Source organism: Rhizorhabdus argentea, from assembly GCF_037861105.1.
Classification (GTDB): domain Bacteria; phylum Pseudomonadota; class Alphaproteobacteria; order Sphingomonadales; family Sphingomonadaceae; genus Rhizorhabdus; species Rhizorhabdus argentea.
In genome coordinates, this window is sequence record NZ_JBANFK010000004.1 from 244,766 (window position 1) to 271,135 (window position 26,370).

The 26,370-nt window shown below is 66.0% G+C and carries 23 protein-coding genes; 7 read left to right on the forward strand and 16 right to left on the reverse strand.

What is annotated here, in order from left to right:
• Positions 1-15: 15 nt before the first annotated feature.
• Positions 16-2,151, forward strand: coding sequence for a ComEC/Rec2 family competence protein (locus AAC645_RS05715; protein ID WP_340314489.1), 2,136 nt, complete (start codon positions 16-18; stop codon positions 2,149-2,151).
• Between the two features lie 17 nt (positions 2,152-2,168).
• Here AAC645_RS05715 and AAC645_RS05720 read toward each other — a convergent pair whose 3' ends face one another.
• The 9 genes from AAC645_RS05720 to AAC645_RS05760 form a co-directional block, all read right to left on the reverse strand.
• A complete protein-coding gene (locus AAC645_RS05720) occupies positions 2,169-2,468 on the reverse strand; it encodes an antibiotic biosynthesis monooxygenase family protein (RefSeq protein WP_340314491.1) in 300 nt (99 codons plus the stop codon).
• A 190-nt stretch (positions 2,469-2,658) separates the two neighbouring features.
• Positions 2,659-3,318 (reverse strand): transcriptional repressor LexA, encoded by a 660-nt coding sequence (gene lexA, locus AAC645_RS05725; protein WP_340314493.1) that lies wholly within the window; start codon positions 3,316-3,318, stop codon positions 2,659-2,661.
• Positions 3,319-3,375: 57 nt separating this feature from the next.
• Entirely contained in the window at positions 3,376-4,563 is a 1,188-nt protein-coding gene (locus AAC645_RS05730) for a molybdopterin molybdotransferase MoeA (protein ID WP_340314494.1), read from the reverse strand.
• Complete coding sequence (moaC, locus tag AAC645_RS05735; RefSeq protein ID WP_340314496.1) at positions 4,563-5,033, reverse strand: cyclic pyranopterin monophosphate synthase MoaC; 471 nt, start codon at positions 5,031-5,033, stop codon at positions 4,563-4,565. The genes AAC645_RS05730 and moaC overlap by 1 nt, the downstream gene beginning before the upstream one ends.
• Positions 5,030-5,821, reverse strand: coding sequence for an indole-3-glycerol phosphate synthase TrpC (gene trpC, locus AAC645_RS05740; protein ID WP_340314497.1), 792 nt, complete (start codon positions 5,819-5,821; stop codon positions 5,030-5,032). The genes moaC and trpC overlap by 4 nt, the downstream gene beginning before the upstream one ends.
• 58 nt (positions 5,822-5,879) lie before the next feature.
• Positions 5,880-6,113, reverse strand: coding sequence for a hypothetical protein (locus AAC645_RS05745; RefSeq protein WP_340314499.1), 234 nt, complete (start codon positions 6,111-6,113; stop codon positions 5,880-5,882).
• A 350-nt stretch (positions 6,114-6,463) separates the two neighbouring features.
• Complete coding sequence (locus tag AAC645_RS05750; protein ID WP_340314500.1) at positions 6,464-7,519, reverse strand: 2-oxoacid:ferredoxin oxidoreductase subunit beta; 1,056 nt, start codon at positions 7,517-7,519, stop codon at positions 6,464-6,466.
• Positions 7,516-9,354, reverse strand: a complete 1,839-nt coding sequence (locus AAC645_RS05755) for a 2-oxoacid:acceptor oxidoreductase subunit alpha (RefSeq protein ID WP_340314501.1) — start codon at positions 9,352-9,354, stop codon at positions 7,516-7,518. The genes AAC645_RS05750 and AAC645_RS05755 overlap by 4 nt, the downstream gene beginning before the upstream one ends.
• Positions 9,351-11,132 carry an FAD-dependent oxidoreductase gene (locus tag AAC645_RS05760; RefSeq protein ID WP_340314502.1) on the reverse strand — a complete coding sequence of 594 codons (1,782 nt, stop codon included), beginning with the start codon at positions 11,130-11,132 and terminating at the stop codon, positions 9,351-9,353. Before AAC645_RS05760 ends, AAC645_RS05755 begins: the two co-directional genes overlap by 4 nt.
• A gap of 231 nt (positions 11,133-11,363) precedes the next feature.
• Between AAC645_RS05760 and AAC645_RS05765 the strand changes: the two genes are divergently transcribed.
• The gene (locus tag AAC645_RS05765; RefSeq protein WP_340314503.1) at positions 11,364-12,611 is read left to right on the forward strand and encodes a DNA adenine methylase; all 1,248 of its coding nucleotides are present in this window, start codon (positions 11,364-11,366) and stop codon (positions 12,609-12,611) included.
• 220 nt (positions 12,612-12,831) lie between these two features.
• Here the strand turns inward: AAC645_RS05765 and AAC645_RS05770 are convergent, their stop codons facing one another.
• Positions 12,832-14,712 (reverse strand): CocE/NonD family hydrolase, encoded by a 1,881-nt coding sequence (locus AAC645_RS05770; RefSeq protein WP_340314505.1) that lies wholly within the window; start codon positions 14,710-14,712, stop codon positions 12,832-12,834.
• A 135-nt stretch (positions 14,713-14,847) separates the two neighbouring features.
• Here AAC645_RS05770 and AAC645_RS05775 point away from each other — a divergent pair, with 135 nt between their 5' ends.
• The 4 genes from AAC645_RS05775 to AAC645_RS05790 all read left to right on the forward strand — a co-directional run bounded on the left by AAC645_RS05775 (position 14,848) and on the right by AAC645_RS05790 (position 20,097).
• Positions 14,848-15,441 carry an anthranilate synthase component II gene (locus AAC645_RS05775; RefSeq protein WP_340314506.1) on the forward strand — a complete coding sequence of 198 codons (594 nt, stop codon included), beginning with the start codon at positions 14,848-14,850 and terminating at the stop codon, positions 15,439-15,441.
• Complete coding sequence (gene trpD, locus AAC645_RS05780) at positions 15,438-16,430, forward strand: anthranilate phosphoribosyltransferase (RefSeq protein WP_340314507.1); 993 nt, start codon at positions 15,438-15,440, stop codon at positions 16,428-16,430. Before AAC645_RS05775 ends, trpD begins: the two co-directional genes overlap by 4 nt.
• Before the next feature lie 90 nt (positions 16,431-16,520).
• A complete protein-coding gene (locus AAC645_RS05785) occupies positions 16,521-18,008 on the forward strand; it encodes an ATPase domain-containing protein (RefSeq protein WP_340314508.1) in 1,488 nt (495 codons plus the stop codon).
• Positions 17,998-20,097, forward strand: a complete 2,100-nt coding sequence (locus AAC645_RS05790; RefSeq protein WP_340314509.1) for a PAS domain-containing hybrid sensor histidine kinase/response regulator — start codon at positions 17,998-18,000, stop codon at positions 20,095-20,097. The genes AAC645_RS05785 and AAC645_RS05790 overlap by 11 nt, the downstream gene beginning before the upstream one ends.
• Here the strand turns inward: AAC645_RS05790 and AAC645_RS05795 are convergent.
• Positions 20,087-21,277: a Yip1 family protein gene (locus AAC645_RS05795; RefSeq protein ID WP_340314510.1), complete on the reverse strand. Its 1,191-nt coding sequence runs from the start codon at positions 21,275-21,277 to the stop codon at positions 20,087-20,089. The genes AAC645_RS05790 and AAC645_RS05795 overlap by 11 nt on opposite strands.
• Before the next feature lie 186 nt (positions 21,278-21,463).
• Between AAC645_RS05795 and AAC645_RS05800 the strand changes: the two genes are divergently transcribed.
• A complete protein-coding gene (locus AAC645_RS05800; protein ID WP_340314511.1) occupies positions 21,464-22,834 on the forward strand; it encodes an FAD/NAD(P)-binding protein in 1,371 nt (456 codons plus the stop codon).
• Between the two features lie 12 nt (positions 22,835-22,846).
• Here AAC645_RS05800 and AAC645_RS05805 read toward each other — a convergent pair whose 3' ends face one another.
• From AAC645_RS05805 to AAC645_RS05825, 5 genes are read right to left on the reverse strand one after another with little or no spacing between them, the layout of a single operon-like run.
• Entirely contained in the window at positions 22,847-23,113 is a 267-nt protein-coding gene (locus tag AAC645_RS05805) for a cytochrome C oxidase subunit IV family protein (protein WP_340314512.1), read from the reverse strand.
• Between the two features lie 5 nt (positions 23,114-23,118).
• Positions 23,119-23,661 carry a cytochrome c oxidase subunit 3 gene (locus AAC645_RS05810; RefSeq protein ID WP_340314513.1) on the reverse strand — a complete coding sequence of 181 codons (543 nt, stop codon included), beginning with the start codon at positions 23,659-23,661 and terminating at the stop codon, positions 23,119-23,121.
• An 8-nt stretch (positions 23,662-23,669) separates the two neighbouring features.
• The gene (locus AAC645_RS05815; protein ID WP_340314515.1) at positions 23,670-24,554 is read right to left on the reverse strand and encodes an enoyl-CoA hydratase-related protein; all 885 of its coding nucleotides are present in this window, start codon (positions 24,552-24,554) and stop codon (positions 23,670-23,672) included.
• Positions 24,551-25,510: a hypothetical protein gene (locus AAC645_RS05820; protein ID WP_340314516.1), complete on the reverse strand. Its 960-nt coding sequence runs from the start codon at positions 25,508-25,510 to the stop codon at positions 24,551-24,553. The genes AAC645_RS05815 and AAC645_RS05820 overlap by 4 nt, the downstream gene beginning before the upstream one ends.
• Positions 25,511-25,544: 34 nt before the next feature.
• Positions 25,545-26,315, reverse strand: a complete 771-nt coding sequence (locus AAC645_RS05825) for an SDR family NAD(P)-dependent oxidoreductase (protein WP_340314517.1) — start codon at positions 26,313-26,315, stop codon at positions 25,545-25,547.
• Between the last annotated feature and the right edge of the window lie 55 nt (positions 26,316-26,370).

Below are 26,370 nucleotides of genomic sequence, written 5' to 3' on the forward strand. Positions count from 1 at the left end.
TAGCGGGGGTGGTCGATGCTCGATCGCGCACCCAGCATAGCGGCTCTGGCTCTCCGACCCCGGGGCCGCGCCGCCATGGCAGGCGTGCTCGACCGGATCGAGCGTGCTCTGGAAGCGGAGCGCGACCAGCTCGGTTTGTGGGTGCCGGTCATGGTCGCCGCCGGCATCGCCCTGTGGCTGGTCCTGCCAGACCGCGTGGCCTGGCTGGCGGCCTTGGCCGCGCTCGCCGGGGTGGCACTGGCCGGCTGCGCGATCGGCGTCGAGCGCAGGATCGGCCGGGCCGTGCTGGTAACCGGACTGGCGGCTCTGATCGGCATGATCATCATCTGGTCGCGGGCGGACTGGGTGGCTGCATCGCGGATCGATCGACCGCTGGTGACCATGGTTGCCGGGCGGATCGAGACGGTCGAGCGGCTGCCGGCGCGCGAGCTGGTGCGGCTGACGATAGCGACCGATCCGGGCCTGCTTCCGCCACGCATCAGGCTCAATGTGGATCAGGCCGATGTGCCAGCGCTGGTGCCGGGCGGCGCGCATATCGCCGTGCGCGCGCGGCTGATGCCGCCCGCACCGGCGGCGGTGCCTGGGGGCTACGACTATGCACGCACGGCCTGGTTCCTCGGCATCGGCGCGGGGGGAAAGGCGCTCGATCCTCCGAAGATCGAGGCTCGAGCCGGCGGCGGCTTTTCAACATGGCTCGCTGATCGCCGGGCGCGGCTGTCGGCGCATATCGAGCAGCGCGTCACCGGCGCCAGCGCCGGCGGGATCGCCGCATCCTTCGCTACCGGGGATCAAGGCGCCATCGGCGAGGAGGATGCCGAAGCGATACGGCGCTCCGGGCTGGCCCATTTGCTCTCGGTGTCGGGGCTGCACGTCTCGGCGGTGGTCGGCGGCGTGATGCTGCTCGCCCTGCGGCTGTTCGCGCTCAGCCCGCGGCTGGCGCTGCGCGCGCCTCTGTTGCTGATCGCGGCGGGCGTCGGCGCGGTGGCGGGGATAGGCTATACCCTGCTGTCCGGCGCGCAGGTGCCGACGATCCGCTCGTGCGTCGCCGCGCTGCTCGTGCTGGCCGGCATCGCCATGGGGCGCGAGGCGATCACGCTGCGGCTGGTGGCCGCCGGCGCCCTGATCGTGCTGCTGTTCTGGCCCGAGGCGCTCGCCGGGCCGAGCTTCCAGTTGAGCTTCGCCGCCGTCACCGCGTTGATCGCCTTCCTGGAACATCCCAGGGTGGCGGCGTTCTCGGCTGGACGGGACGAGCGCTGGGCGGCGCGGTTCGGCCGCGGGCTGGCGGTGCTGCTGCTGTCCGGCATGGTGATCGAGGCGGCGTTGGCGCCGATCGCTCTGTTTCATTTCCACAAATCGGGTCTCTATGGCGCCGCCGCCAACATCGTCGCTATCCCGCTGACCACCTTCGTCATCATGCCGCTCGAGGCGCTGGCGCTGCTGCTCGACGTTGCGGGTTTTGGCGCGCCGTTCTGGTGGCTGGTATCGAAGGCGCTCGCGCTGCTTCTCTGGATCGCTCATCGGGTCGGCGACGCGCCGGGTGCGGTGGCGATGTTGCCGAGCATGGCGTGGGGCGCCTTCGCCCTGATGGTGGCGGGCGGGCTGTGGATCGCGCTGTGGCGGACGAAGATGCGGCGATGGGGAGCGGTGCCGCTGGCGATCGGCGCGGCTTGGGCGCTGCAGTCGCCCGAGCCGGACCTGCTGGTGACGGGGGACGGCCGGCATGTTGCCGTGGTGCTGGACGACGGGCGGGTCGCGTTGCTGCGGGATCGTGCCGGCGACTATATCCGCGACGTGCTCAGCGAGGCGGCGGGCGTCGATGGCGAGCCTGTGCCGATCGACGCCCTTCAGACGGCGCGCTGTTCCGCCGACCTGTGCGAGGCGCAGCTCCGGCGCGGCGGCCGCCGTTGGATGGTGCTCGCGACCCGCAGCCCCTATCTCGTCGACATAGCCCGGATGAACCGCGCCTGCGCGCGCGCGGACATCGTCATCAGCGACCGGCGGATGCCGCGTTCGTGCCGGCCGCGCTGGATCCGGATCGACCGGCCGCTGCTGGCGCGGACCGGCGGGCTGTCGATCGATCTCGAACGCGGCCGGATCGACAGCGTGGCGGCCGATGTCGGCCGCCATCCGTGGTCGACTTTCCGGCTATAGGGCTCAGGCCGTCAGGATCAGGCTTTCGCGCTGGCGACCAGGGTTGGCCACACGCCCGACTGTACCGAGTTCATGATGCTCTCCAGCATGTCCATGTCGCCGCGCTCGGTGCGGAAGGCGATATAGGCCCCATAATCGGCTTCGCTATCCCATTCCTCGAACAGGAACATCTTTGTGCCCTGGCGGAGCACCTGGAGGCTGCGGAAGCCTTTAAACTTGGCGGTGTCCCCGATCATGGTCTTAAAGCTATTGGCGAAGGCGTCGATCGCCTCAGGCTTCACATCTAATTCCATGGTGATGAAGACCCCGTCGGACATATTATCTCTCCTGCGCCGCTGATGCGCCGCCGGAATGCCGCACGACATGCGGCGGGTCAACGGGTGGGCGAACGATGCGTGTGACAAAATGCGCGGGCGCAGACGACAGGAAGGCAGTGGGAAAGCTCACTACGCCCGCCGTCATTCGCGCTTTCGCGAGAAAGACGGGCTCAGGAAGGAGGCGAGCGCTTCAATAGCGGCGCAGCAGACCTGCGAGCTTGCCCTGCACCTGCACCTGGTCGGGCTTATAGCGCTGGGGATCATAGGCGCGATTGGCTGGATCGAGCCGAATCATCGCGCCTTCGCGGCGGAAATATTTGAGGGTGGCCTCGCTGTCGGCGATCAGCGCGACGATGATGTCGCCGTCGCGCGCCGTCTCGGCTTTCCGGATCAGCGCATAATCGCCGTCGAGAATGCCGGCCTCGACCATGGAATCGCCGGATACCTCGAGTGCATAATGTTCACCCGGGCCGAGCAGCGCGGCTGGCACCGACAAGGTGCTTTGGCCTTCGAGCGCCTCGATCGGCAAGCCGGCGGCGATGCGGCCGTGCAGCGGGATTTCGAGGACATTCTCGTTCGCTGCCTGCGGCACGATCGGCGGCGCCTTCGACGGCGCGGCCGGCGCCTTCGCGATCATGTCGGGCATGCGCAGTACTTCGAGCGCGCGCGCCCGGTTCGGCAGACGGCGGATGAAATTGCGCTCCTCCAGCGCGCTGATCAGGCGATGGACGCCCGACTTGGACTTGAGGTCCAGCGCATCCTTCATCTCCTCGAACGAGGGCGACACGCCGGTCTCGACCAGCCGATCATGGATGAATAGGAGAAGTTCATGTTGCTTGCGCGTCAGCATGGCGATTGCCCTCGTCTAGAACGGACGGAGAACATTTAGGCAACCGGGACGACTCTGTCAAGCGATCGGAATGATGTCGATATCGGCGCCCGGCGCCAGTGCCGGAGACTGGGGCGGCCGCACGATCAGCACCTCCGCTTCGACTAGCGCGGCGAGGCCGGCGCTGTCCTGGCCGATGAGCGGAACCGCCCGCCCTTCGCTCCATCGGCCGCGCAGATATTCGGCCCGGTTGCCGGTCGCCGGGAGCGCTGCGCCGAGCCTGGTGAGCACCGGCGTGGATATGGGGCTGCGCGCGCCGAGCAGATGCGCCACCAGCGGCTTCAGGAACAGCATGGCAGTGACGAAGGCCGAGACCGGATTGCCGGGTAGTCCCAGCACGATCGCCTCGCCGAGCGTGCCGATCATCACCGGCTTGCCGGGCTTGAGCGCGACCTTCCAGAAATCGATGCGGGCGCCGGCCTTCTGCAGGGCGGGCAGGACGAGATCATGATCGCCGACCGACGCGCCGCCGGTGGTGACGATGATATTGGCCTGGCCGGCGAGCGCGGAGAAGGCCGCAGCGATTGCGTCGAGATCGTCGCGGACGATGCCGTGATCGGTGACGATGGAGGTCGGCCCCGCCAGCATCGCCGCGAGCATCGGCCCATTGGAGGCGGGCAACAGCGCGCCGCTGGTGGGCACGCCCGGCCGCACCAGTTCGTTGCCCGTCGAGACAATGGAGATGCGCGGCCGGCGGCGGACCGCGAGCGCGCCATGGCCGCCGCTGACAGCAAGCGCGATCGCCGCTGCGCCGATTGCCGTGCCCGCGGCGATCAAAATATCGCCCTGCGTGAAATCGCTGCCGGCGCGGCGGATATGCGCGCCGGGCCCGCGCGGTCCTTCGCCGGCCATGGTCAGCCGGTCGCCGTCGCGCGCCGCTTCTTCCTGTACCAGGATCGCATCGGCGCCCGCTGGCACTGGCGCCCCGGTGAAGATCCGCGCCGCCTCGCCCGCTGCGAGCGCCCGGCCAAGGCCGCCGCCCGCGGCACTTTCGCCGACGACGGTCCAGGGGCCGGGCCGCTCGTCGAAGCGGATCGCATAGCCGTCCATCGCCGACAGATCGAGCGCGGGCTGAGTGCGGCCGGCGACGACATCGGCGGCGGCATGGCGCCCGTTGGCCTGCGCCAGCGGCACCGTTTCGATCGGCAGTGGCGGCCTGAGCGCGATCATCCGCGCTTGAGCCTCGGCGACCGGAATAAGCGCCATTACGCCGCCCAGTCGCCAGACTTGCCGCCGGTCTTCGACAACAGCCGGACGCCTTCGATCCGCATGCCCCGATCGAGCGCCTTGGCCATGTCGTACACAGTGAGCAGCGCCACCGAGACCGCGGTCATCGCCTCCATCTCGATGCCGGTGGTGTAGGTGGTGACCACCGCGGCGGTGGCGCGGATGCCATCGGCTTCGATTTCCAGGTCCAGCGTCACGCCGGAGATCGGCAGCGGATGGCAGAGCGGGATGAGGTCGGCGGTCTTCTTGGCCGCCATGATCCCGGCGACCCGGGCCACCGCGAGCACATCGCCTTTCTTGACCGATCCGGCGCGTATCGCATCCAGCGCGGGCGCCGCTATGAGGATCCTTCCCTCGGCGATCGCCTGGCGCCTGGTCTCGGCCTTGGCCGAAACGTCGACCATGCGAGCGGCGCCCTCATCGTCGATATGGGTGAGCTTTCCGGTCATGCGCCGGTCAGCAGTCTGCGCGTCGCCGCGGCGACATCGGCCTGGCGCATCAGCGATTCGCCGACCAGGAAGCAGCGCACGCCATGCTCGGCCATCGCGTCCAGGTCTGCCTTTGAGCCGAGCCCGCTCTCGGCGACGAAGGTGCAGCCTGCGGGTGCGTTGGCCACCAGCTCATAGGTGCGTGACAGATCGATCGAGAAGTCCCGCAGATCGCGATTGTTGACGCCGATCAGCCGCGACTTCAGCCGCGCCGCGCGCGCGAGTTCGGCGGCGTCGTGAACCTCGACCAGAACATCCATGCCGTGCTCGATTGCCGCAGCCTCGATCTCGGCCATCGCGCCGTCGTCGAGCGCAGCGACGATGATCAGGATCGCATCGGCCCCCAGCGCGCGCGCCTCGGTCACCTGCCACGGGTCGACCATGAAATCCTTGCGCAGGCAGGGCAGCGAGCAGGCCGCCCGCGCCGCCACCAGATAATCGTCATGGCCCTGGAAATAGGGCGCGTCGGTCAGCACCGACAGGCAGGCGGCACCGGCCTGCTCGTAGGCGCGGGCGTGCGCCGGCGGATCGAAATCGGCACGGATCAGGCCCTTGGAAGGTGACGCCTTCTTGATCTCCGCGATGAGGCCATAGCCATCGGCAGCCTTGCGATCGAGCGCGGCGCGGAACCCGCGAGGGGCGCTTGCCGCGCGGGCGCGGGCGGTGAGATCCGCGAAGGACATCGCCGCCTTGGCGCGCGCCACATGGTCGCGTTTGGTGTCGCAGATTTCGGTCAGCTTGTTGCTCATCGCCGCGCGGCATAGCGCGAGACGGGGCGGCAGGCTAGGCTGGCGCGCAGCCCGGAGCCTAGTAGTTGAACAGCTGCGCGGCGCCTTGGAGCAGGATCGCGGCCGAGCCCAGGTAGATTGCTCCCGACCGTGCCGCCCGCGCCCGCGCATGGCGAGCCCGCCGCTCCGTCCAATGCTCTCCGGTCCGCCTGGCAGTGGCGGCGCGAGCTGTGCCGAGCGCCTCGCGCCACGCATAGAGCCGCAGCGCGGCGAGCAAGGCGAGGAACAGGCTGAGGCAGGCGAGCAGCGACATCAACGCATCTATCTCCGATATTCGATTACCGAAGAGTTAGGATCGGCAGCTCGAACGATATAGCCCATGTCGTCCTCATACGGGCGCAGCGCTATGATCTCGATCACTCGCCGTTACGATGCCGCCATTGAGCGAAGATTCGTCGCTCTCGTCAAGTAAACTATCGTATCTGGTGCTCAGGTTGATTCACCCGCCCATCCTGAGCAGCCACTGAGCTTGTCGAAGTGGCGTGTCGAAGGACGTCCTTCGATGCGGTCCCTTCGACTGCCTGCAAGCAGGCGCTCAGGACATGCTTCGCCTTCGCTCAGCCCTTACTCTGGATGAGCGGGTCTATCTAATCTCAGCTTGCTCTATCGCAACGCCGCGTTGATCTTGGCCAGCGCCGATGCCGGTGGGGTCAGCTCGCGATCGGATAGCGCGTTGAGCGGGCGCTTCACCGTGCCCAGCGCGTCGTGCAGGTCCTCGGCGTTCGGATCGACATAGAGCAGGCCAGTGACGATCTCGCCGACCGCCTCGCGCTGGTGCAGGTAGCTCATGGCGCCGACCCGATCGGTGGGATCATAGTCGGCAGCAACCTTGCGCAGCACCAGCACCGAACCGTCATGCTGCGCCACTTCGACCAGCGAACCCGGCTCGTAGGATGCCGTCACCGGCGCCCGGCCGAGCAGTACGTCCAGCCGGTTGACCGCCTCATTATGCTCGCGCACCCAGTCGAAGCTCTTCGTCGAACCCTTGTGGTTGTTGAACGCGATGCAGGGGCTGAGCACATCGATGAACGCCGCGCCCTTGTGCCGCAGCGCCGCCTTGATCAGCGGCACCAGCTGCTCCTTGTCGCCGGAGAAGCTGCGCCCCACAAAGGTTGCGCCCAGCTGCAGCGCGAGCGCCACGAGGTCGATGCCGCTGTCGGAATTGACGACGCCTTTCTTGGACTTGCTGCCCTTGTCGGCGGTGGCCGAGAACTGCCCCTTGGTCAGCCCGTACACGCCGTTATTCTCGACGATATAGGCCATGTTGACGCCGCGGCGAATGGCATGGGCGAACTGGCCGAGCCCGATCGAGGCGCTGTCGCCATCGCCCGATACGCCCAGATAGATCAGCTCGCGATTGGCGAGGTTGGCACCGGTGAGCACCGATGGCATGCGACCATGCACGGTGTTGAAGCCGTGGCTCGCGCCGAGGAAATAATCCGGCGTTTTCGACGAACAGCCGATCCCCGACATCTTGGCGAGTCGGTGTGGTTCGAGGTCGATCTCGAAACAGGCCTGGACGATCGACGCACTGATCGAATCATGTCCGCAGCCGGCGCACAGGGTCGAGACCTTGCCTTCATAATCGCGCCGGGTGAAGCCGAGCGCGTTCGTCTGCAGCGACGGATGATGGAATTTTGGCTTGGTGATGAACGTCATTTCACCATCTCCCCGACGGTGGTGCCGATGCCCGCGCTCATTCCCCGAGCGAGCTCGCGCTCGATGAAGCGCGCTGTGATGGGCGAGCCGTCATAGTTGAGGACCTTGACGAGTCGGGCCGGATCGACCCCGCCCTCGTTGATCAGCAGCGCGCGCAACTGGGCATCGCGATTCTGCTCGACCACGAACACCAGTTCGTGAGCGGCGATGAAATCGAACACCTCGCCCGAAAAGGGGAAGGCACGGATGCGCAGCGCATCGACGGCAATGCCCTCGCCGTCCAGCCACGCCAGCGCCTCGTCCATCGCCGGCGAGGTCGATCCGTAATAGATCACGCCATAGGAGGTCGACCGCGTCGCCTTGTGCAGGATAGGCGCCGGCACCAGCGCCTTGGCGCTGTCGAACTTGCGCAGCAGCCTTTCCATATTGTCGACATAGACCGCGCCCTCCTCGCTGTAGCGCGCATAGGGATCGCGCGAGGTGCCGCGGGTGAAATAGGCGCCCTTCGATGGATGGGTGGCGGGTAGGGTGCGATAGGGGATGCCGTCGCCATCGACATCCTTGTAGCGCCCGAAATCGGCGCCGGCCTCGAGCATCTCGGCGGTCATCACCTTGCCGCGATCGAGCGGCCGGCTCTCGTCCCAGGCGAAGGGCTCGATCAGCCATTCGTTCATGCCCATGTCGAGATCGAGCATGACGAACACCATGGTCTGCAGCCGATCGGCAAGGTCGAAGGCGAGCGCGCCGAACTCGAAGCATTCGCCCGGCCCCTCTGGCAGCAGCAGCACATGCTTGGTGTCGCCGTGGCTGGCATAGGCGGCGGACAGGATGTCGGACTGCTGGGTGCGGGTTGGCATGCCGGTCGACGGGCCGCCGCGCTGAACATCGAAGATCACCGCCGGGATCTCGGCGAAATAGCTCAAGCCGATGAACTCCTGCATCAGCGATATGCCGGGTCCCGAGGTGCAGGTGAAGGCGCGGGCGCCGTTCCAGCCGGCGCCGGTGACCATGCCGATCGAGGCGATCTCGTCCTCGGCCTGCACGATGGCGTAGCGCGCGTCTCCCGTGTCGGGATCGTGGCGCAGCTTCTTGCAATAGTCGATGAACGCTTCGGCCAGCGAGGTCGACGGCGTGATCGGATACCAGGCGCAGACGGTGGCGCCGCCATAGACTGCGCCGAGCCCCGCGGCGGTGTTGCCGTCGACGAAGATTCGCTCCCCGACCGCATCGGCACGGCGCAGCTGCAGGCCGAGCGGCTTCAGCGAGGCGTTGGCATGATCGAAGCCGATGCCCAGCGCCTCGATATTGGCCGGGATCAGCGCCGGCTTCGAGGCGTATTCCTCGGTCAGCAGCGCCTCGACCACCTCACGCTCGATCCCGAGCAGATAGGTGAGCGCGCCCAGGTAGATGATGTTCTTCAACACCTTGCGTTTCGAAGGCTCGACATAGGCTTCGTTGCACAGCGCGGTCAGCGGAATGCCGACGATGTTGATGTCCTTGCGGAAGCGGTCCACCGGCATCGGCTTGGTCGAGTCGTAGAACAGATAGCCGCCGCTCTCGATCTCGGCGATGTCGCGGTCCCAGGTCTGCGGATTCATCGCCACCATCAGGTCGACGCCGCCGCGACGTCCGAGCCAGCCTTCACCGCTGACGCGGATCTCGTACCAGGTCGGCAACCCCTGGATGTTGGAGGGGAAGATGTTGCGCGCGCCGACGGGCACGCCCATCCGCAGGATCGCCTTGACGAACAGGCCGTTGGCCGAGGCCGAGCCCGAGCCGTTCACATTGGCGAATTTGACGACGAAGTCGTTCACCGCGCTCAGGGCCTTGGTCATTTCGAGCACCCTCCAGCATGGGTCATCTCGATCAGTGTCTTCTGCATGTCCCACGCGCCGGTCGGGCAGCGCTCGGCACACAGCCCGCAATGCAGGCAGACATCCTCGTCCTTCACCATCACCCGGCCGGTCGGCAGGGTCGACGAGACGTACAGCTCCTGCGTCAAGTTCAGCGCGGGCGCCTTCAGCCGGGGCCGGAGTTCATCTTCGTCGCCATTGACGGTGAAGGTGATGCAGTCGGTGGGGCATATGTCCGCGCAGGCGTCGCATTCAATGCACAGCGGCTTGGCGAACACGGTCTGTACGTCGCAGTTCAGACAGCGCTGCGTCTCCGCCCAGGTGCGCGGATCGTCGAAGCCGAGCTCGACCTCGGCCTTCACGTCAGCCAGCGCGGCGGCGATCGGCAGCAACGGCACCTTCTGGCGATCCTCCGCCGAGATGTCGTTATCGTAGCTCCATTCGTGGATGCCCATCTTCTGCGACGAGACAAGCACGCCCGGCGGGGGTCGCAGCCGCAAGTTGGTGCCGCGGCAGAAATGGTCGATCGACACTGCCGCATCATGGCCATGCGCAACCGCCCAGATGATGTTCTTCGGCCCGAATGCCGCGTCGCCGCCGAAGAACACCTTCGGCAAGGTTGACTGGAAGGTGACCTCGTCGACGGCGGGCATGCCCCACTGGTCGAACTCCAGGCCGATGTCGCGCTCGATCCAGGGAAAGCTGTTCTCCTGGCCGACCGCGATCAGCACGTCGTCGCATTCGAAATGCACGTCGGGCTCGCCGGTCGGCTGCAGCGTGCGGCGGCCCTTCTCGTCGATCAGCGGAGCGACCTTCTCGAAGATCACACCGGTCAGCCGGCCATCTTCATGGGTGAACGCCTTGGGCACCAGATAATTGTGGATCGGGATGCCTTCATGCTGCGCATCCTCCTTCTCCCATGGCGATGCCTTCATCTCGTCATAGCCGGAGCGGACGATGACCTTCACGTCCTCTCCGCCCAGCCTGCGCGACGTACGGCAGCAATCCATCGCGGTGTTGCCGCCGCCGAGCACGATCACGCGCTTGCCGATGCTGCCGACATGCTCGAACGACACGTTCGCTAGCCAGTCGATGCCGATATGGATATTCGCCGCCGCCTCGCGCCGGCCGGGCAGGTCGAGATCGCGACCGCGCGGCGCGCCGGTGCCGACGAAGATCGCGTCATAGTCCTGGCGCAGCAGTGCCGCCATGCTGTCGATCCGCTGGCCCAGCCGCATGTCGAGGCCGAGATTGACGATGAAGCCCATCTCCTCGTCGATCACGCTTTCGGGCAGGCGGAAGCGCGGGATCTGGCTGCGGATCATGCCGCCGGCCTTGGCATCGGCGTCGTAGACGGTGACGTCATAGCCGAGCGGCGCGAGATCGCGCGCCACCGTCATCGCCGCGGGGCCGGCGCCGATGCACGCAACTTTCTTGCCGATCTTCTTCTTGGGTGGCACCGGCATTCGCGCGGCGACGTCGCCCTTGTTGTCGGCGGCGACGCGCTTGAGGCGGCAGATCGCCACCGGCTCCTCGTCGACCCGGCCGCGGCGGCAGGCGGGCTCGCACGGACGATCGCAGGTCCTGCCCAATATTCCGGGGAAGACGTTAGATTTCCAGTTCACCATATAGGCGTCGGCATGACGCCCCTGGGCAATCAGGCGGATATATTCCGGAACAGGCGTGTGGGCCGGACAGGCCCATTGGCAATCGACGACCTTATGGAAATATTCCGGCGCCTCAATGTTGGTAGGCTCCAACGCGACGAACTCCTCTCACCAGCTCCCATGTCTGAGAACAGGACGGTCCGGGCTGGCTGGCCCGGTCGATCCTGCGTTCGCAGGGGATGCTCTGCCTAAAGCTTAACGCGGTGAACCGGGCCTAGCCAGCCTTCAATCGCGATTTTTCTGCGATAGGTCAGAATTTTCTGCCCCATCGACAGCGAAGCCGGCCGCGCGGTATCGAAGGCCGCGGTCGGGAGGGAGCAGGCAGTGAAATATGAACGCGCCAAGCATGCCGCCCGCAGCACCGACAGCTTCATCTTCAACCAGCTGATCCCCTATATCGGCAACAAGCGTAAGCTGCTGCCGCTGATCCAACAGGCGATCGCGGCGAGCGGCATCGCGCCCGGCGACAGCTTCGTCGATCTGTTCTCGGGCAGCGGCGTCGTGGCGCGCTTCGCCAAGGCGCAGGGCCTGCGGGTCATCGCCAATGACTGGGAACCCTATTCGGAGCAGATCAACCGCTGCTATATAGGCTGCAACGCCCCGCCATCGTTCGGCGCGGACGGTTATGCCGACATGATCGCACACCTCAATGCCCTGCCGCCGGTTGCCGGCTGGGTGACCGATCATCTCTGCCCCGAAGACGACGAGCATTATGTGATCGGGCGAGATCGGCTGTTCTTCATGCGCAAGAACGGCATGCGCATCGACGCGATCCGCCAGGAGCTCGAGCGGCTGAAAGACGCCGCCGGCATCGACGAGGCGCAGCTTGCCTGCCTGATGGCGCCTTTGCTTTACCAGGCTTGCTACGCCAGCAACACGTCGGGCCTGTTCAAGGGCTTCCATGCCGGCTGGGGCGGCAGCAACGGCACGGCGCTCTATCGGATCTGCGGCGATCTGCGGCTCGAGCCGGCGGCGTTCTGCGATAATGGGCAGGCCAACGAGGTGACCCGGCTCGACGCGCAGCGCTTTGGCCGGGAGCATGGCCGGAGCTATGACTTGGTCTATGTCGATCCGCCCTACAACCAGCACCCCTATGGCTCGAACTATCATGTCCTGAACACGATCGCGCTGTGGGACAGCCCGCCGCTGGAGCGCAAGATCAGCGGCCATGGCGACAAGTCCGCGATCCGCCGCGACTGGCGGACGGAACGGCGCAGCCCCTATAACAACGCGCGCGAGGCCGCCGGCGCCTTCGCCGCGCTGGTGGATGGCCTCGCGGCGCGCTGGATCGCGATCAGCTACAGTACCGACGGCAATATTCCGCTGCTGGAACTCGCCCGGGCCTGCTGCGCGCGGGGGGCGACATCGGCCTTCATCCAGCCCTACAAGCGCTATCGGGTCAGCGCCCAGCGCTTTTCCCGCAAGCCGATGAATGCGGAGTTCGTGCTGCTCGTCGACACCGCCAAGCCCGCGCCCTGCTCGGCCGAAGCGATCTGCGGCGAGATTCTGGAGCAGGAACGGCAGGCGCTACGCAGTCATCGCGAAGCAGCGGATGTCTGGGACAGCCTCTAAGCCCGTCGCCTGATAGACCAGATCAGTGCGGAGAGGCTGGTGATGATCGCCGCGAGACCGATCATTACCTGCTCGGGAAATATAATCATTGTGGCTCCTTTTCAGAGCCTATGTTCTCTTTATGTTCCTACATTTCAAACAAATTGCAACCGCGTCTCCCCACAATACCGCTCGAAAACAACGGGATAACGCAGTGTGTCCGTAACGATGAGCTCGATCTTCACTCCACGACAGGGAGCAGCACGGCGCTCGCTGCGGCTCCGCCGGTAAACACGCTCTGCGTCGCCTTGTGGTAATCGCCGGGCCTGGCACGGAAGATGTTCGACACGTAGCTCTGCGGGTTACGGTCGTAGAGCGGGAACCAGCTCGACTGGACCTGCACCATGATGCGATGGCGCGGCAGGAAGCTGTGGTTCACCGTCGGCAGCTCGAAGCGGTAATTCTCGACCTTGCCAGATTTCAGCGGGCGCGGCTTGTCGAAGCCGTCGACATAGCGCCCGCGGAAGATCTCCATGCCGATGCCGAGCTGATAGCCGGCAAGTTTGGCATCCGACGTCATCTCCTCGGGATAGACGTCGATCAGCTTCACCACCCAGTCGCTGTCGGTGCCGGTGGTCGCAGCGAACAGATCGACCATCGGCCTGCCCAGGATATGCACCGCTTTGGTCAGTGGCTCGGTGACATAGGTCAGCACGTCTGGCCGGCCATCGACGAAGCGCTGGTCTGATACCAGCCACGGCTTCCACGCATCGGCATTGGACCAATGGATCGGACGGGTGACGAACGGCACCGGCTTGGCGGGATCGGAGACATAGTCGTCGCGGCCGGCTTTCGCGCCCTTGTTCCAGCCAAGCGTTGCGCCGGGCTGCAGGTAGAGCGCGGTAAGCCTGGTGTCGAAGATGCGGGCTGTCGGCTGCCAGCGGTTGCGGCCGCTGTCATAGGTCAGCACCGGCGGCGTGGAGATGTGCGGGCTGCCGCTCTTCAGATATTGATCGAGAAATGGCTTCATGACGTCGCGGCGGAACTGGAGCGCGGTGTCGCCGGTGAAGCGCAACGGTCCGAGCGACGATCCGTCATAATTGACGCCGCTGTGCCGCCACGGCCCGACCACGAGATGCAGCCTGCCGTCGCTGTCCTTGGGTTGGAGCGCACGATAGACCGCGGCGGCGCCATAGCTGTCCTCCTGGTCCCATTGGCCGACCACCAGCATCATCGGGATGGTGAACGGCCGCGCCGCCAGCAGCTTGTCGACCGCCTGTTCCCGCCAATAAGCGTCATAGGCGGGATGCTCGGCCATCTTGCGCGCGGCCGGCAACGCGTCGAGCCCATAGGCCTTCATATAGTCGCCGGCCGATCCGCTTTTGAGCCACAGCGCATATTGGTCGCCGCTGCCCGACGCCACGTCGTCGCCATCGTTCTTGGTGCCGGTCTGCGCGGTGAGATAGTCATAGGTGTTCTGGCGGAAGGCGCCGTTGTGAAACCAGTCGTCGCCGATCCAGCCGTCGACCATCGGACTCATCGGCACCACCGCCTTGAGTGCCGGATGCGGATCGATCGTTGCCATCAGCGTCGTGAAGCCGGGATAGGACGAGCCGGTCATGCCGACGCGGCCATTGGTCTCCGGCACGTTCTTCACCAGCCAGTCGATCGTATCATAGGCATCGGTGGCGTGATCGACCGGCGTGTCGTTGAGCGGACCGCGCAACGGCCGGTTCATCACATAGTCGCCTTCGGACTTGTTGCGGCCGCGCACATCCTCATAGACCCGGATATAGCCGTCGTTGACGAACTCGGCGTCGGAGACCGGCAGGATCTCCTCGATCTTCTGGCTCTGGTTGCGACTGGTGGTGTCGCCCGCATTATAGGGAGTGCGGGTGAGGAGGATCGGCGCGTTGGCGGTGCCCTTGCGCATCACGATCACCGCGAACATCTTCTTGCCGTCGCGCATCGGGATCATCACCTCGCGCCGGATATAGTCTGCCGCCGGCGTGACCGTCTCGAACTTGTCGGGAATGTCGGGGGTCATCGGCGGTGTCTGGGCAAGGGCGGCTGAGGCGATCGCGATAAGCGCCGCCGCGCCGAGAATTGTGCGCTTGATCATTCAGCCACTCCGAGATCCGGCACGACGCTATAATGTTCGTCATCCCAGCGAAAGCTGGGATCTCGGTTCATTTTGCGCCAAGGAAAGGGAGATCCCAGCTTTCGCTGGGATGACGTAGGCGCTAAAGGGCCGCCCATGATCCTCGTCATCGACAATTATGACAGCTTCACCTGGAACCTCGTCCACTATCTGATGGAGCTGGGCGCCGAGGTCGAGGTGGTGCGCAACGACGCGATCGGCGTGGGCCAGGCGATGTCGAGCGGGGCGGAAGCCTTCCTGATCTCGCCGGGCCCGTGCACGCCGAACGAGGCGGGCATCTCGCTCGATCTCGTCGCCGCCTGCGCTGCCAACAGCCGCCCGTTGCTTGGCGTGTGCCTGGGACACCAGTCGATCGGCCAGCATTTCGGTGGCAAGGTCGTCCGCGCGCCCCAGCTGATGCATGGCAAGACGAGCCCGATCCTGCACGACGGCACCGGGCTCTACGAAGGACTGCCGTCGCCCTTCACCGGAACCCGCTATCATTCGCTGATCGTGCCCGAGGAGGGACTGCCCGCCGATCTGCTGATCAACGCCCGCACCCCGGATGGGCAGGTGATGGGCGTGCGCCATGCCACTCTGCCGATCCACGGCGTGCAGTTCCATCCCGAGAGCATCGCCACCGAGCATGGCCATGCGATGCTCGCCAATTTCATGCGGGCGGCCGGGATGCGGGTCAAAGAGCGCGCGTGACCTTGCCGCAGCTGCCGGATCCGCACACGCCGCTCGACCAGCAAACCGCCCATGAGATCTTTGCGGCCATATTGGATGGCGCGTTCGATGAGGATCGCCTCGTCGCTTTCCTGACTGCCATGGCCGAGCGCGACGAGACTGGCGCCGAGATCGCCGGCGCTGCGCTGGCTATGCGCGAGCGGATGATCCCGATACGCGCACCGGCCGGTGCGATCGACGTGTGTGGCACCGGCGGCGATGGCGCACACAGCCTCAACGTCTCGACCGCGGTGGCCATCGTCGTCGCCGCGGCCGGCGTGCCGGTCGCGAAGCACGGCAACCGCGCCGCATCGTCGAAGGCCGGCGCCGCCGATACGCTCGAGGCATTGGGACTGGATCTCGATCGTGCCTCCGAGCGCGCCGAGGGATCACTTGCAGAGATCGGCCTGTGTTTCCTGTTCGCGCAGAAGCATCACCCCGCGCTGAAGCCGCTCGGTCCGATCCGCAAGCGGATCGGCAGGCGGACGATCTTCAACCTGCTCGGGCCGATCGCCAATCCGGCCGGCGTGACCCGTCAGTTGATCGGTGTCGCGCGGCCCGATTTCCTGCCGGTCTATGCCGCCGCGATCGAACGGATCGGCTGCGATGCGGCCATGCTCGTGTCGGGTGATGAGCCGCTCGACGAACTGTCGATCGGCGGCCCGAGCAGCCTGTTCCGGCTCGGCAGCATCGGCTGGGGGCCGGAACGGTTCGAGCCGGAAACTGCAGGACTGAGCCGTCACCCGCTCACGGCGATCCGGGGTGGCGACGCAGCGTTCAACGCGGCCGCGCTGCGTCGGCTGCTCGCGGGCGAGGCCGGCGCCTATCGCGATGCCGTGCTTCTGAACGCGGCTGCGGCGTTGATCGTCGCGGGCAAGTCAAGTAATTGGCGTGACGCCATTTTCGTTGCGGAAGAAGCGATCAATAGCGGCGCGGCCAGGTCGCTTCTGGCGCGGTGGATCGCCTATTGATCGTCTTTGACGCGGCGTATCGGCGGGAACCTCCCGATAATTTCGGGGTTGAATACCATTACGCTTTCGAAAAGATTGGTGACACGCTTGATGTCGAACAGAATATCTTCAGGCAACCCCGGGCTCGACACGATCCTGAACGGCGGCCTGCCCCCCAACCGGCTTTACCTGCTGGAAGGCTCGCCGGGATCGGGCAAGACCACCCTTGCGCTGCAATATCTGCTAGAGGGCGCAAGGCAGGGCGAAAGCTGCCTGTACATCACCCTCTCCGAGACCAGCGAGGAACTGCATGCGGTGGCCGCATCCCATGGCTGGGATTTGTCGGGCATCGATCTGTTCGAGTTCGCCCAGGCCGAGCAGGTGCTCGGCGGCGACCGCGATCAGTCGGTGCTCTACAGCTGGGAGGTCGAACTTGGCGAAACCGTGCGGTTGATCGAGGAGCAGGTCGAGCGCACCAATCCCCGCCGGGTAGTGTTCGACAGCCTGTCCGAGATGCGGCTGCTTGCTCAGGATGCGCTGCGCTACCGGCGGCAGGTGCTGGCGCTCAAGCAATTCTTCGCCGGTCGGGACACGACCGTGATCCTGGTTGATGACCTGACATCGTCGGGCGGGGAGCGCGACACTCATCTGCACAGCCTGTGCCACGGCGTCATCACGCTGGACCGGCTGACACTCGACTTCGGCGCGGCGCGGCGGCGGCTGCAGGTCCAGAAGCTGCGCGGCGTCGATTTCGTCGCGGGCTATCACGACCTCGTCATTCGCAAGGGCGGAATCGAGGTCTTCCCGCGCCTGATCGCATCGGACCATGCCCGAGACTTCGATAATAGCATGGTGTCGAGCGGCGTTCCCGGACTCGACGCGCTGTGGGGCGGCGGGCCGATGCGCGGCACCAGCACCCTGCTGACCGGACCGGCGGGCGCGGGCAAGACGTCGATCGCGATGCAGTTCATCGTCGCCGCCTGTGCGCGCGGCGAACCGACGACGATGTATCAGTTCGACGAACGGATCAGCACGCTGCTGGCGCGAACCGGCAAGCTCGAGAGGCAGCTCCAGCATTATATCGACAGCGGCTGCCTCGTCATCCGGCAGATCGATCCGGCCGAGCTGTCGCCGGGTCAATTCGCAGCCATGGTGCGGGACGAGGTGGAGCGCCGCGGATCGCGGATGATCGTGATCGACAGCCTCAACGGCTATCTCGCGGCGATGCCGCAGGAGCAGCAGCTGATCCTGCAGATGCACGAGCTGCTGTCCTATCTGAACCATTATGGCGTGGTCACCTTCCTGATCAATCCGCAGCACGGGCTGGTCGGGTCGATGTCGACCAGCCTCAACATCTCCTATGTCGCCGACAGCGTGGCGCTCATCCGGTTCTTCGAAGCCGAGGGCCGCATCCGCAAGGCGATCTCGATCCTGAAGAATCGCGGCGGACAGCATGAGGATGCCATCCGCGAACTCCGGATCGACGGGCACGGCATTCGCATCGGCGCGCCGCTCACCAACTTCCGCGGCGTGCTGACCGGAACGCCCGAATATGTCGGCGTCGGGGCACCCTTGATGGAAGATCGCAGTGCCGCATAGGACGGCCGAGTTCGGCCACAAGGTCCTGATTGCGGCGCCCTTCGGCAGGGATGCGGAAAGCGTCTGCCAACTCCTGAAGCGCGAGGGTTACGACGCGACGGCGTGCAGGAACCTGAGCGAGATCGCGGCCTTGCTCGACGATCATGTAGGGGCGGTGGTGCTGACGGAGGAGGCGATCGGCGTCGACCACCGGCCGTTGCGGACGGCGCTCGCGGCCCAGCCGGCCTGGTCGGACGTGCCTTTCGTGGTGCTGGCGGCGCGCCGGATGGGACCGCTTCCGCCAGGGCAGGCAGCCGTGCTTCGCATCTCCGAGGTCATCGACAATTTCACGGTGCTCGAACGACCACTGAGTTCGCTGTCGCTGCTCAGCGCGGTGTCTTCGGCGCTGCGCTCGCGCCAGAAGCAGTTCGAGATGCGCGACCATCTTGCCCAGATCGAGCTGCGCAATGCCGCGCTGGCGCGCAGCCAGGACGAACTGCTCGAGAGCGAGGCCAAGTTCCAGGCGATAGCCGATTCCATAGATCACATGGTCTGGTCGACGCTACCCGATGGCTATCATGATTATTATAACCAGCGCTGGTACGATTTTACCGGTGTGCCGCAGGGTTCGACCGACGGCGAGGCCTGGACCGGCATGTTCCACCCCGCGGACCGGGAGCGCGCCTGGTCGCGGTGGCATCAGTCGCTGATCAGCGGTGAGCCCTATCACATCGAATATCGGCTGAAGCACCGGTCCGGCGCCTATCGCTGGGTGCTCGGGCGCGCACAGCCGATGCGGGATGCGGCGGGCGCGATCGTCCGCTGGTTCGGCACCTGCACCGACATCCAGGAAATTGTCGAGGCGCGCGATGTGCTCGCCAAGAGCCGCGAGGACCTCGAGGCGATGGTGCGCGAGCGCACCGCGGAACTGGCCCGGGCGCATGAGCATCTCCATCAGAGCCAGAAAATGGAGGCGGTCGGGCAGCTCACCGGCGGCATCGCGCATGATTTCAACAATATGCTGACGGGCATCATCGGCGCGATGGACATCATGCGGCGGCGGATCGCCTCGGGCCGTCTCGATGACGTCGACCGCTTCATGGACGCCGCGACGACCTCCGCCTTGCGCGCGGCGGGGCTTACCCAGCGCCTGCTGGCCTTCTCGCGGCGTCAGTCGCTGGATTCCAAGCCGCTCGACGTCAACGCGCTGGTAGGATCATTGGGCGATCTGCTCGAGCGCACGATCGGCGAGCAGATCGCGCTCGACATGCAGCTCGATCCTGCGGTGCCGGCGGGCATCGCCGACGCCAACCAGCTCGAAAGCGCTATCCTGAACCTGACGATCAACGCGCGAGACGCCATGCCGGAAGGCGGCATACTCACCGTCGCCACCCGCTATGCTGAGCTGAACGCGGCGCAAGCCACCGACATCGTCGATGCCGAGGCGGGGAGCTTCGTGGTGCTGAGCGTCTCCGACACCGGCGTCGGCATGCCCGCCGATCTGCTCGACAAGGTGTTCGAACCCTTCTTCACCACCAAGCCGCTGGGCCAGGGAACCGGGCTGGGACTGTCGATGGTCTATGGCTTCGCGCGTCAGAATGGCGGTTTCGTCTCGATCGACAGCATTGAGGGCGCGGGTACGACGGTCAGTATATACCTCCCGGCAGCCGATCGGCGGGGCATCGTGGCGGAGGCGGCCGGGTCCGCTGCGCCGCAGGGCGATGGCCAGCGGGTGCTGGTGGTAGAAGACGACGCCTCGGTGCGGTTGCTGATCCGCGACGTGCTGGAGGAGGTTGGATATACCGCGATCGAGGCCTCCGACGGCGCATCGGCGATACCGGTGCTGGCCTCGGCCGTGCCGATCGACCTGATGATCTCGGACGTCGGCCTGCCGGGTATGAACGGCCGCCAACTGGCGGAGACCGCGCGCGACTACCGCCCCGAACTGCCGATACTGTTCGTCACCGGCTATGCCGAAAGCGCAACAATTCGCTCGGGTTTCCTCGGCGCCAACATGAGCATGATCACCAAGCCCTTCTCGCTCGACGACCTAGGCCAGAAGGTCGGCGAGATATTGGCGGCGGGTAAACTGGCGGCGATCAGCGAGTAGAGCCTGATGCGGCAAGCCCGGAGAGGCGATCGGCCGGTATCGCGGCGGCGGCCTGCTTCAGCTCCGATATGTCCGCAACCCGCCCCTCGGCGGAGACCATGAACCGGTTGGCGATCAGTTCGCTGTAGCTGCCGTCACGGGAATCGCGGTCCCATTTCTCGGTTACCATCCGGCCGCCGACCATCTGGGTCTTTTCGTAGCCGGTCGCGGTTTCCCGATTGGATTGCAGGTTCATCGCGCCACCGAGCGCCGCGAAAGCCCCCGCCGCCGCGATGTCGGTCAGCTCCAGCCGGATATTCCTGTCGCCATTCTCGTAGCGCGCCTCGGCATGCGTGCCGCCGAGACCGCCCGCATTCGCGCCGGAACTGGCGATCTCGGTGCGCTTGTAGCTTCCCAGGCTGGCGGGCAACAGCGCCTGCAGCGCCGATGGCGCCACGGCAGCCGCCGCCTTGCCATCCGTGCCAGCTTTCAGATTTTGGGCCGTCAGCTCCGCCTGCTTGGCGGCTGCGTCGAGCTTGCCGAGATCGACCGTGCCTAGGCCCGGAACGGTCATCGTGCCCGAGACGCCGGCATCAGTCATCGTCACCGGCGACGCGAACATCCGGCCGACGGTCGAGGTGATCGCGCCCATGATCACGAACAGCACGATCGCGGCGATGATCGTCACCACCGTATAGCCCAGCGCCTTGTCGGCCGGCGCCCGCATCAGCAACGGAAGGCCGGTGTAGAGGAGATACAGGCCATAAAGGCCGAGCAGCCCCGCGATCGGCGCCAGTTGGGGCAGGATCATCAATATGCCGGCTACCCAACCGGCCGTGTTCGAATAGGCCGCGACCTTGAACGCCTGGGTCCGGTTCCTGACTCCGGCGAACGTCGGCGCGAGCGCGTCGATGATCAGCGCCAGGACGTACACGGTGACCAGCGACAGGATATATTGCGTGATCGCCGCGCCGATCGCCGTGGCCGGAGACAGCCGAAGCGTGATGCCCAGCATCGAATAGCCGAACAGGAGGTTGCCGATTAGCCCGGCCAGCGCCGGCACGGCAGCGAGGATCAGGACATAGGAGCGATAAATCTCGCCGATCGTCGTCGGCTCGGCGTCGATCACCGGCCACTCGGTTTTTGGCGTTACGATGATGTTCTTGGCGCGGTCGACGAGACCGTTATGGACATGGGCCATGATCACCCTCCCCGGTAAGAGGTGGCGCCCGCCCTGCTTGCATGATCGGCCATATCGATGCCCAATTGCAAGCGGCTTCGTTACGGTGTCGGCCGGGCGTTTCCAGCTGGCTGCATCCAACCGGCCGCCGGGCCCCAACTCTTATGCGCCCTTGCCAGCCGCAGCGGGCGGCGCTTAGGCAGGGGCATGGCGGACAGGATCTGGCGGGCTCGAGACCATCATGTCGCGATCATCGGCGCGGGCTTCTCGGGCACCCTGCAGGCGATTAACCTGTTGCGTCATGACGGTCCGCGCGCGACGCTGATCGAGCGCCGGCCGGCAGCGGGCCGTGGCATAGCCTATTCGACGGCGCACCCCGACCATCTGCTGAACGTGCGCGCCGCCAATATGAGCGCGCTGCGCGACGATCCCGATCATTTCATCCGATGGCTGGGCGCAAACCGCCCGGGCCTCGGCGGCTTCGTGCCGCGGATGGTCTATGGCGACTATCTCGCCGATCTGCTCGATGAGGCGATGGCGCGAAGTGGCGACCGGCTGACGCGGATCGAAGGCGAGGCGCAGGATGTCGCGCTGGACGACAAGGGCGCCACGATCGTCCTGCACGATAGTCGCCAGCTGCGCGCCGATGCCGTGATCCTCGCACCTGGCAACCTCCCGCCGCATCAGCCCCCGGCGCTGGCGAGCGCGGCCATCGATGCCGACCGCTATCTGGCCGATCCCTGGGCCGCGGACGTCGCCGCGGGCCTCGGCGATGGCGACACGATCCTGATCGTCGGCACCGGTCTGACGATGGTCGACGTTGCGCTATCGCTCGACGCCCGCGGTTTCCGGGGCAGGATCGTCGCCATGTCGCGTCGCGGACTGCTTCCCCAGGCGCATGCCGAGGGGGCCATGGCGGCGCCGCTTTCCCAGCGCCCGTCGCTCGTGCCATCCAAGCTGCTGCAATCCGTGCGGTCGCGGGCGGTGGGCAGCGGGTGGCGCGCGGCGGTCGACGCGCTGAGGCCGTTCACCCAGGATATGTGGCTGGCCGCCGATCCCGCCGCCCGCCGGCGCTTCCTCCGTCATCTAAGAGCCTGGTGGGATATTCACCGCCATCGGCTGGCGCCGCCGGTGGCAGCGCGGATCGCTGGCCTGCGCGAACGGAGGCAGCTCGAAATCCTGGCGGGGCAACTGGTCGGCGCAAAGCCTTCAGAGGGTGCGGTCGATGTCGAGTGGCGGCCGCGCGGAACGGACGAACTGCGGATGCTCCGGGTCCGCCGGATCGTCAATTGCACAGGCCCGCAAGGCGATCTCCTCCGCACAACCGAGCTGCTGCTCAGCCGACTGTCGGAGCGGGGGCTGATCCGGCCCGATGCCGAGCAGCTCGGCATCGACGTCAATCCGCAGTGCGAGGCGATCGCCGCCGATGGCCGGGCCGATCGCCGCCTGATGGTGGTAGGCCCGATGACCCGCGGAACCTTCTGGGAGATCGTGGCGGTGCCCGATATCCGCGCCCAGACCTGGTCGGTGGCACGAAGGCTGTCGCATGCCCATTGGGTCGAGGGCGAGGGTCTTTGATCAGCCGGGCTGTCAGCCGGCGGCCCAGAACATCACGACCAGCGTGGAGCAGACCACCACCACCCAGGCCTCGAACAATATCCTGAGCGGCAGCACCGCGTCGCGCAGCTCCATATAATGCAGGCCGATCAGGCGCGCCTTGAGGAAGGCGAGCAGCAGCACGGCCGTCCCCGCCAGGCGCGCGTCGGCAACGCTGCTCTCCGCCCAGGATATATAGGAGATCAGCGTCAGCGCGACGAGCAGCACCCAGATGGACAGCGGCGAGCGGAGTATGGCCATGCGAGTCATCCGTGCAGATAGAAGATGGCGAACAGCACCACCCACAAGATGTCGATGAGATGCCAGAACAGCGCGCAGCTCTCGATCGCCGCCGTCGCACCGGGGGTCAGCGGCCGCGCGACGCGGGCGCGCACGAAGGACAGCGCCGCCAGCCCGGCACAGACATGCAGCAGGTGCACGCCGGTGAAGGTGAAATACAGCATGTAGAAATTGTTCGTCGACGCCAGCAGTCCGTCGCGGATCTTGTCGCCATATTCGAAATATTTGACGACCACGAATGCCGCACCCAGCAGCATGGCGATCGTGGCGTGGCGCCGAGCCGGCGCAGCGCGGCCGGCACGGGCGGCTTCGATCGCCAGCACCACCGCGAGCGAGCTGGTGAGCAGCAGCAAGGTATTCACCAGCCCGAACGCCTGCACCATGTGCGCCTGCGAGGCGGCGAACAGGGCCGGCTCCAGCGCCCGATAATAGGCGTAGGTACCGAAAAAGAGGGAGAAGATGAGCAAGTCGCCCAGGATGATCACCCAGACGCCTGCTTCTCCTGGCACTCGCCTGATCATTTGCCCTCTTCCCGATCGAAACCCGAATCCCACCATGAATAGATGTCTGGCATGTCAGTCGAGACGCGTCCTGGAAAGACTGGCGGCCGCTTCTCGAGGAAGCTGGCGACACCTTCCGACACATCGGCCGAGCCCTTGCGGCTCTGCAGCGCCAGGGTCTCCAGCCGGTGGGCGGTGCGCGGGTGCGGTTCACCAGCCATGCGCCAAACCAGCTGGCGGGTCAGCGCGACCGAGACCGGTGCGGTCTGCGAAACGATTTCGTCGGCAATCGCCCTGGCGGCGGGCATCAGCGCCTCTGACGCGTGGACTGAACGCACCAGTCCGGCGGCCAGCGCCTCCTCGGCGCTGACGCTGGCGCCGAGCAACAGCCAATCGATCGCCCGGCTGAGTCCGACGATGCGCGAGAGGAACCAGCTCGACGCCGATTCGGGCACAATGCCGCGGCGCACGAACGGAAACACGAACTTGGCGCTCGTCGAGGCGAGGCGGAAATCGGCGGCCAGCGCGAGCGTCGCGCCGACTCCTGCCGCCGGCCCGTTGAACGCGACGATCACCGGTTTCTGACAGTCGAACAATCGCAAGGTGATGATGGCGCCGAAATCGCGCACTGCCGGATCGCTCCAGTCGCGCTCGTCCTCCGCGGCATCTGACTGCGCCGTCTCGCCCAGCGCGCCCGAGGCGAGATCGGCGCCCGCGCAAAAGGCGCGGCCGGCGCCGGTGACGATCAGCGCCCGTACCGCCTCGTCGCGATCGGCGCGATCGATCAGCGCCACCAGCGCTGCCGCCATCGCTCGCGACATCGCGTTGAGCTGGTCGGGCTTATCGAGCGTGATCGTCGCGACCCCATGCTCGGCCTCGTAGCGCAGGCCGCTCTCCGTCATGCGTCGATCAGCCGCCCGATCTCGACATTGGCGAGGCCGTCTTCGCCGGTTTCCTCGCAGTGGACGCGGCACATGTTTTCGATGTTGAGATAGACCTTGCTCCCTGGCTTCTGGGAATGCAGCGGCAGGCGGGCAAAGGCGTTCTTCACGTCTGCGATGAGCGTATAAGGCGTGCCGTCAACTGCCACGGCGCGGAAGATCACAGTGTCCGGCAGGCCGTCTTCGCCCTCGCCATGGTTCTCGATCTTGAGCGACTTGATCACCTGGTTGCCGGCCGGAACCGCGACATAGCCTTCGGCCGTGCTGTTCTCGGGCCGGACCACGTTGCGCACGGTGAACAGGTGAAGTCCCATGCTCGGGAAATTGAAGAAGGACCAGTTGTGCGACAGCGTCATCTGGTCATTGCGCATGCCCCAGCTATGATCGCGATAACCCGATCCATCGACGTCGATCGTCTTGCCGGCGAAGTCGCCGGCCTTGAACGATAGCCGGCCCTTCGCGGTCATGCACTGGCCCTGGTGGCGGAAGGCATTGCGTTCGAACGCAGTGTTTTCCGAGACAGAGAATTGATCCGGGTTCACGTCGGTGCAGGCGAGGAAGTCGAACAGGTGGAAGCGGCGCTGGAAATCCAGCTCCGCCGCGACATTGTCGTCCTCATAGCTGACCTTGAAGCGCGCCTGCGGCTCCAGAAATTTCAGGTTCAGATTGCCAAACTGGAGTTCCCGGGCCTGCTCGAACGGCGTCGGCATGGTGGTTTCCTTGCCGGCGATGATGTTCTTGCCCTGATGCATCACGGTGAACGAGGCGAAGGCGCGATCGAAGGTGGGCTCGGCGGTCGAGTGGGCCATGCAGCACAGGTCGCGCTCGGTATCCATGAACACCCAGAAGTAATTCTCCTTCCAGCGCAGCCAGGCGCGGGCGGGGATCGAGTGCGGATAATCTTCGTGGAGCAGCATAAAGGAGCCTTTCGTCAGCGCTCTTGGTGCGAATTCATTGCCAGTTGGCCTGGCCGCCATCGACCGGGATGGTGGCGCCGGTCACGTAGCGAGCGGAGTCGGATGCGAGGAAACGGACGACGGCGCCGACATCGCGCTGCGGATCGCCGACGCGGCCGAGCGGTACCGTCGCCAGAAACGCATCCGGTCCGCCGGGCATTGCGTCGAGCCATCCGACCAGCGAGGGCGAGGCGGCGAGCGGAGCAATGACGTTGACCCGGATGCCATCTCTTCCCCATTCACTGGCCGCGGTGCGGGACAAGGTGCGGATGGCTTCCTTCATCGAGCCGTAGACGCCGGCGCCGGTGGTGTCCCAGGCGATGGCGGCGGAGCTCGCTATGTTGACGATCGCGCCGCCGCCGCGCGCCTTCATCGCCGGATGACAGGCGCGCATCATCCTGAAGACGGCGAGCGGCCCGGTTTCGAACGTGAGCCGGTAGCCCGCGTCGTCCAGCTCCATGATCGGCCCGAGCACCGCCTGCTGCGCATTGTTCACCAGAATGTCGATGCCGCCGAAACGATCCTGCGCGCTGCCGACGATCCGCGCCAGATCCTCGGCGCGTGCGATATCGGCGATGACGATGCTGGCCGTGCCGCCCAACGCGGCAATCTCGGCGGCGACCGCCTCGAGGGGCGCTGCGGTGCGACCGGCGATGGTGACGGCGGCGCCGGCTTCCGCCAGCGCCACGGCGATTCCCCGGCCGAGTCCCTGGCCTGCGCCGGTGACAACCGCCGAGCGACCCGATAGATCGACGACATCAGCCATGACCAATCGCCTCGTGCGATTCGCCTTTCATATCCTCTCGCCTCCCATCGCGGTG

Coding starts and splice junctions, on each gene's coding strand:
- AAC645_RS05750 (WP_340314500.1), bottom strand. CDS start 7,519: ATGACGTTCATCACCAAGCCAAAATTCCATCATCCGTCGCTGCAGACG.
- AAC645_RS05795 (WP_340314510.1), bottom strand. CDS start 21,277: ATGGCCCATGTCCATAACGGTCTCGTCGACCGCGCCAAGAACATCATC.
- moaC (WP_340314496.1), bottom strand. CDS start 5,033: ATGACCGGAAAGCTCACCCATATCGACGATGAGGGCGCCGCTCGCATG.
- AAC645_RS05770 (WP_340314505.1), bottom strand. CDS start 14,712: ATGATCAAGCGCACAATTCTCGGCGCGGCGGCGCTTATCGCGATCGCC.
- AAC645_RS05720 (WP_340314491.1), bottom strand. CDS start 2,468: ATGTCCGACGGGGTCTTCATCACCATGGAATTAGATGTGAAGCCTGAG.
- AAC645_RS05775 (WP_340314506.1), top strand. CDS start 14,848: ATGATCCTCGTCATCGACAATTATGACAGCTTCACCTGGAACCTCGTC.
- AAC645_RS05715 (WP_340314489.1), top strand. CDS start 16: ATGCTCGATCGCGCACCCAGCATAGCGGCTCTGGCTCTCCGACCCCGG.
- AAC645_RS05745 (WP_340314499.1), bottom strand. CDS start 6,113: ATGTCGCTGCTCGCCTGCCTCAGCCTGTTCCTCGCCTTGCTCGCCGCG.
- lexA (WP_340314493.1), bottom strand. CDS start 3,318: ATGCTGACGCGCAAGCAACATGAACTTCTCCTATTCATCCATGATCGG.
- AAC645_RS05755 (WP_340314501.1), bottom strand. CDS start 9,354: ATGACCAAGGCCCTGAGCGCGGTGAACGACTTCGTCGTCAAATTCGCC.
- AAC645_RS05730 (WP_340314494.1), bottom strand. CDS start 4,563: ATGGCGCTTATTCCGGTCGCCGAGGCTCAAGCGCGGATGATCGCGCTC.
- AAC645_RS05825 (WP_340314517.1), bottom strand. CDS start 26,315: ATGGCTGATGTCGTCGATCTATCGGGTCGCTCGGCGGTTGTCACCGGC.
- AAC645_RS05820 (WP_340314516.1), bottom strand. CDS start 25,510: ATGCTGCTCCACGAAGATTATCCGCACTCGATCCCCGCCCGCGCCTGG.
- trpC (WP_340314497.1), bottom strand. CDS start 5,821: ATGAGCAACAAGCTGACCGAAATCTGCGACACCAAACGCGACCATGTG.
- AAC645_RS05815 (WP_340314515.1), bottom strand. CDS start 24,554: ATGACGGAGAGCGGCCTGCGCTACGAGGCCGAGCATGGGGTCGCGACG.
- AAC645_RS05805 (WP_340314512.1), bottom strand. CDS start 23,113: ATGGCCATACTCCGCTCGCCGCTGTCCATCTGGGTGCTGCTCGTCGCG.
- AAC645_RS05800 (WP_340314511.1), top strand. CDS start 21,464: ATGGCGGACAGGATCTGGCGGGCTCGAGACCATCATGTCGCGATCATC.
- AAC645_RS05785 (WP_340314508.1), top strand. CDS start 16,521: ATGTCGAACAGAATATCTTCAGGCAACCCCGGGCTCGACACGATCCTG.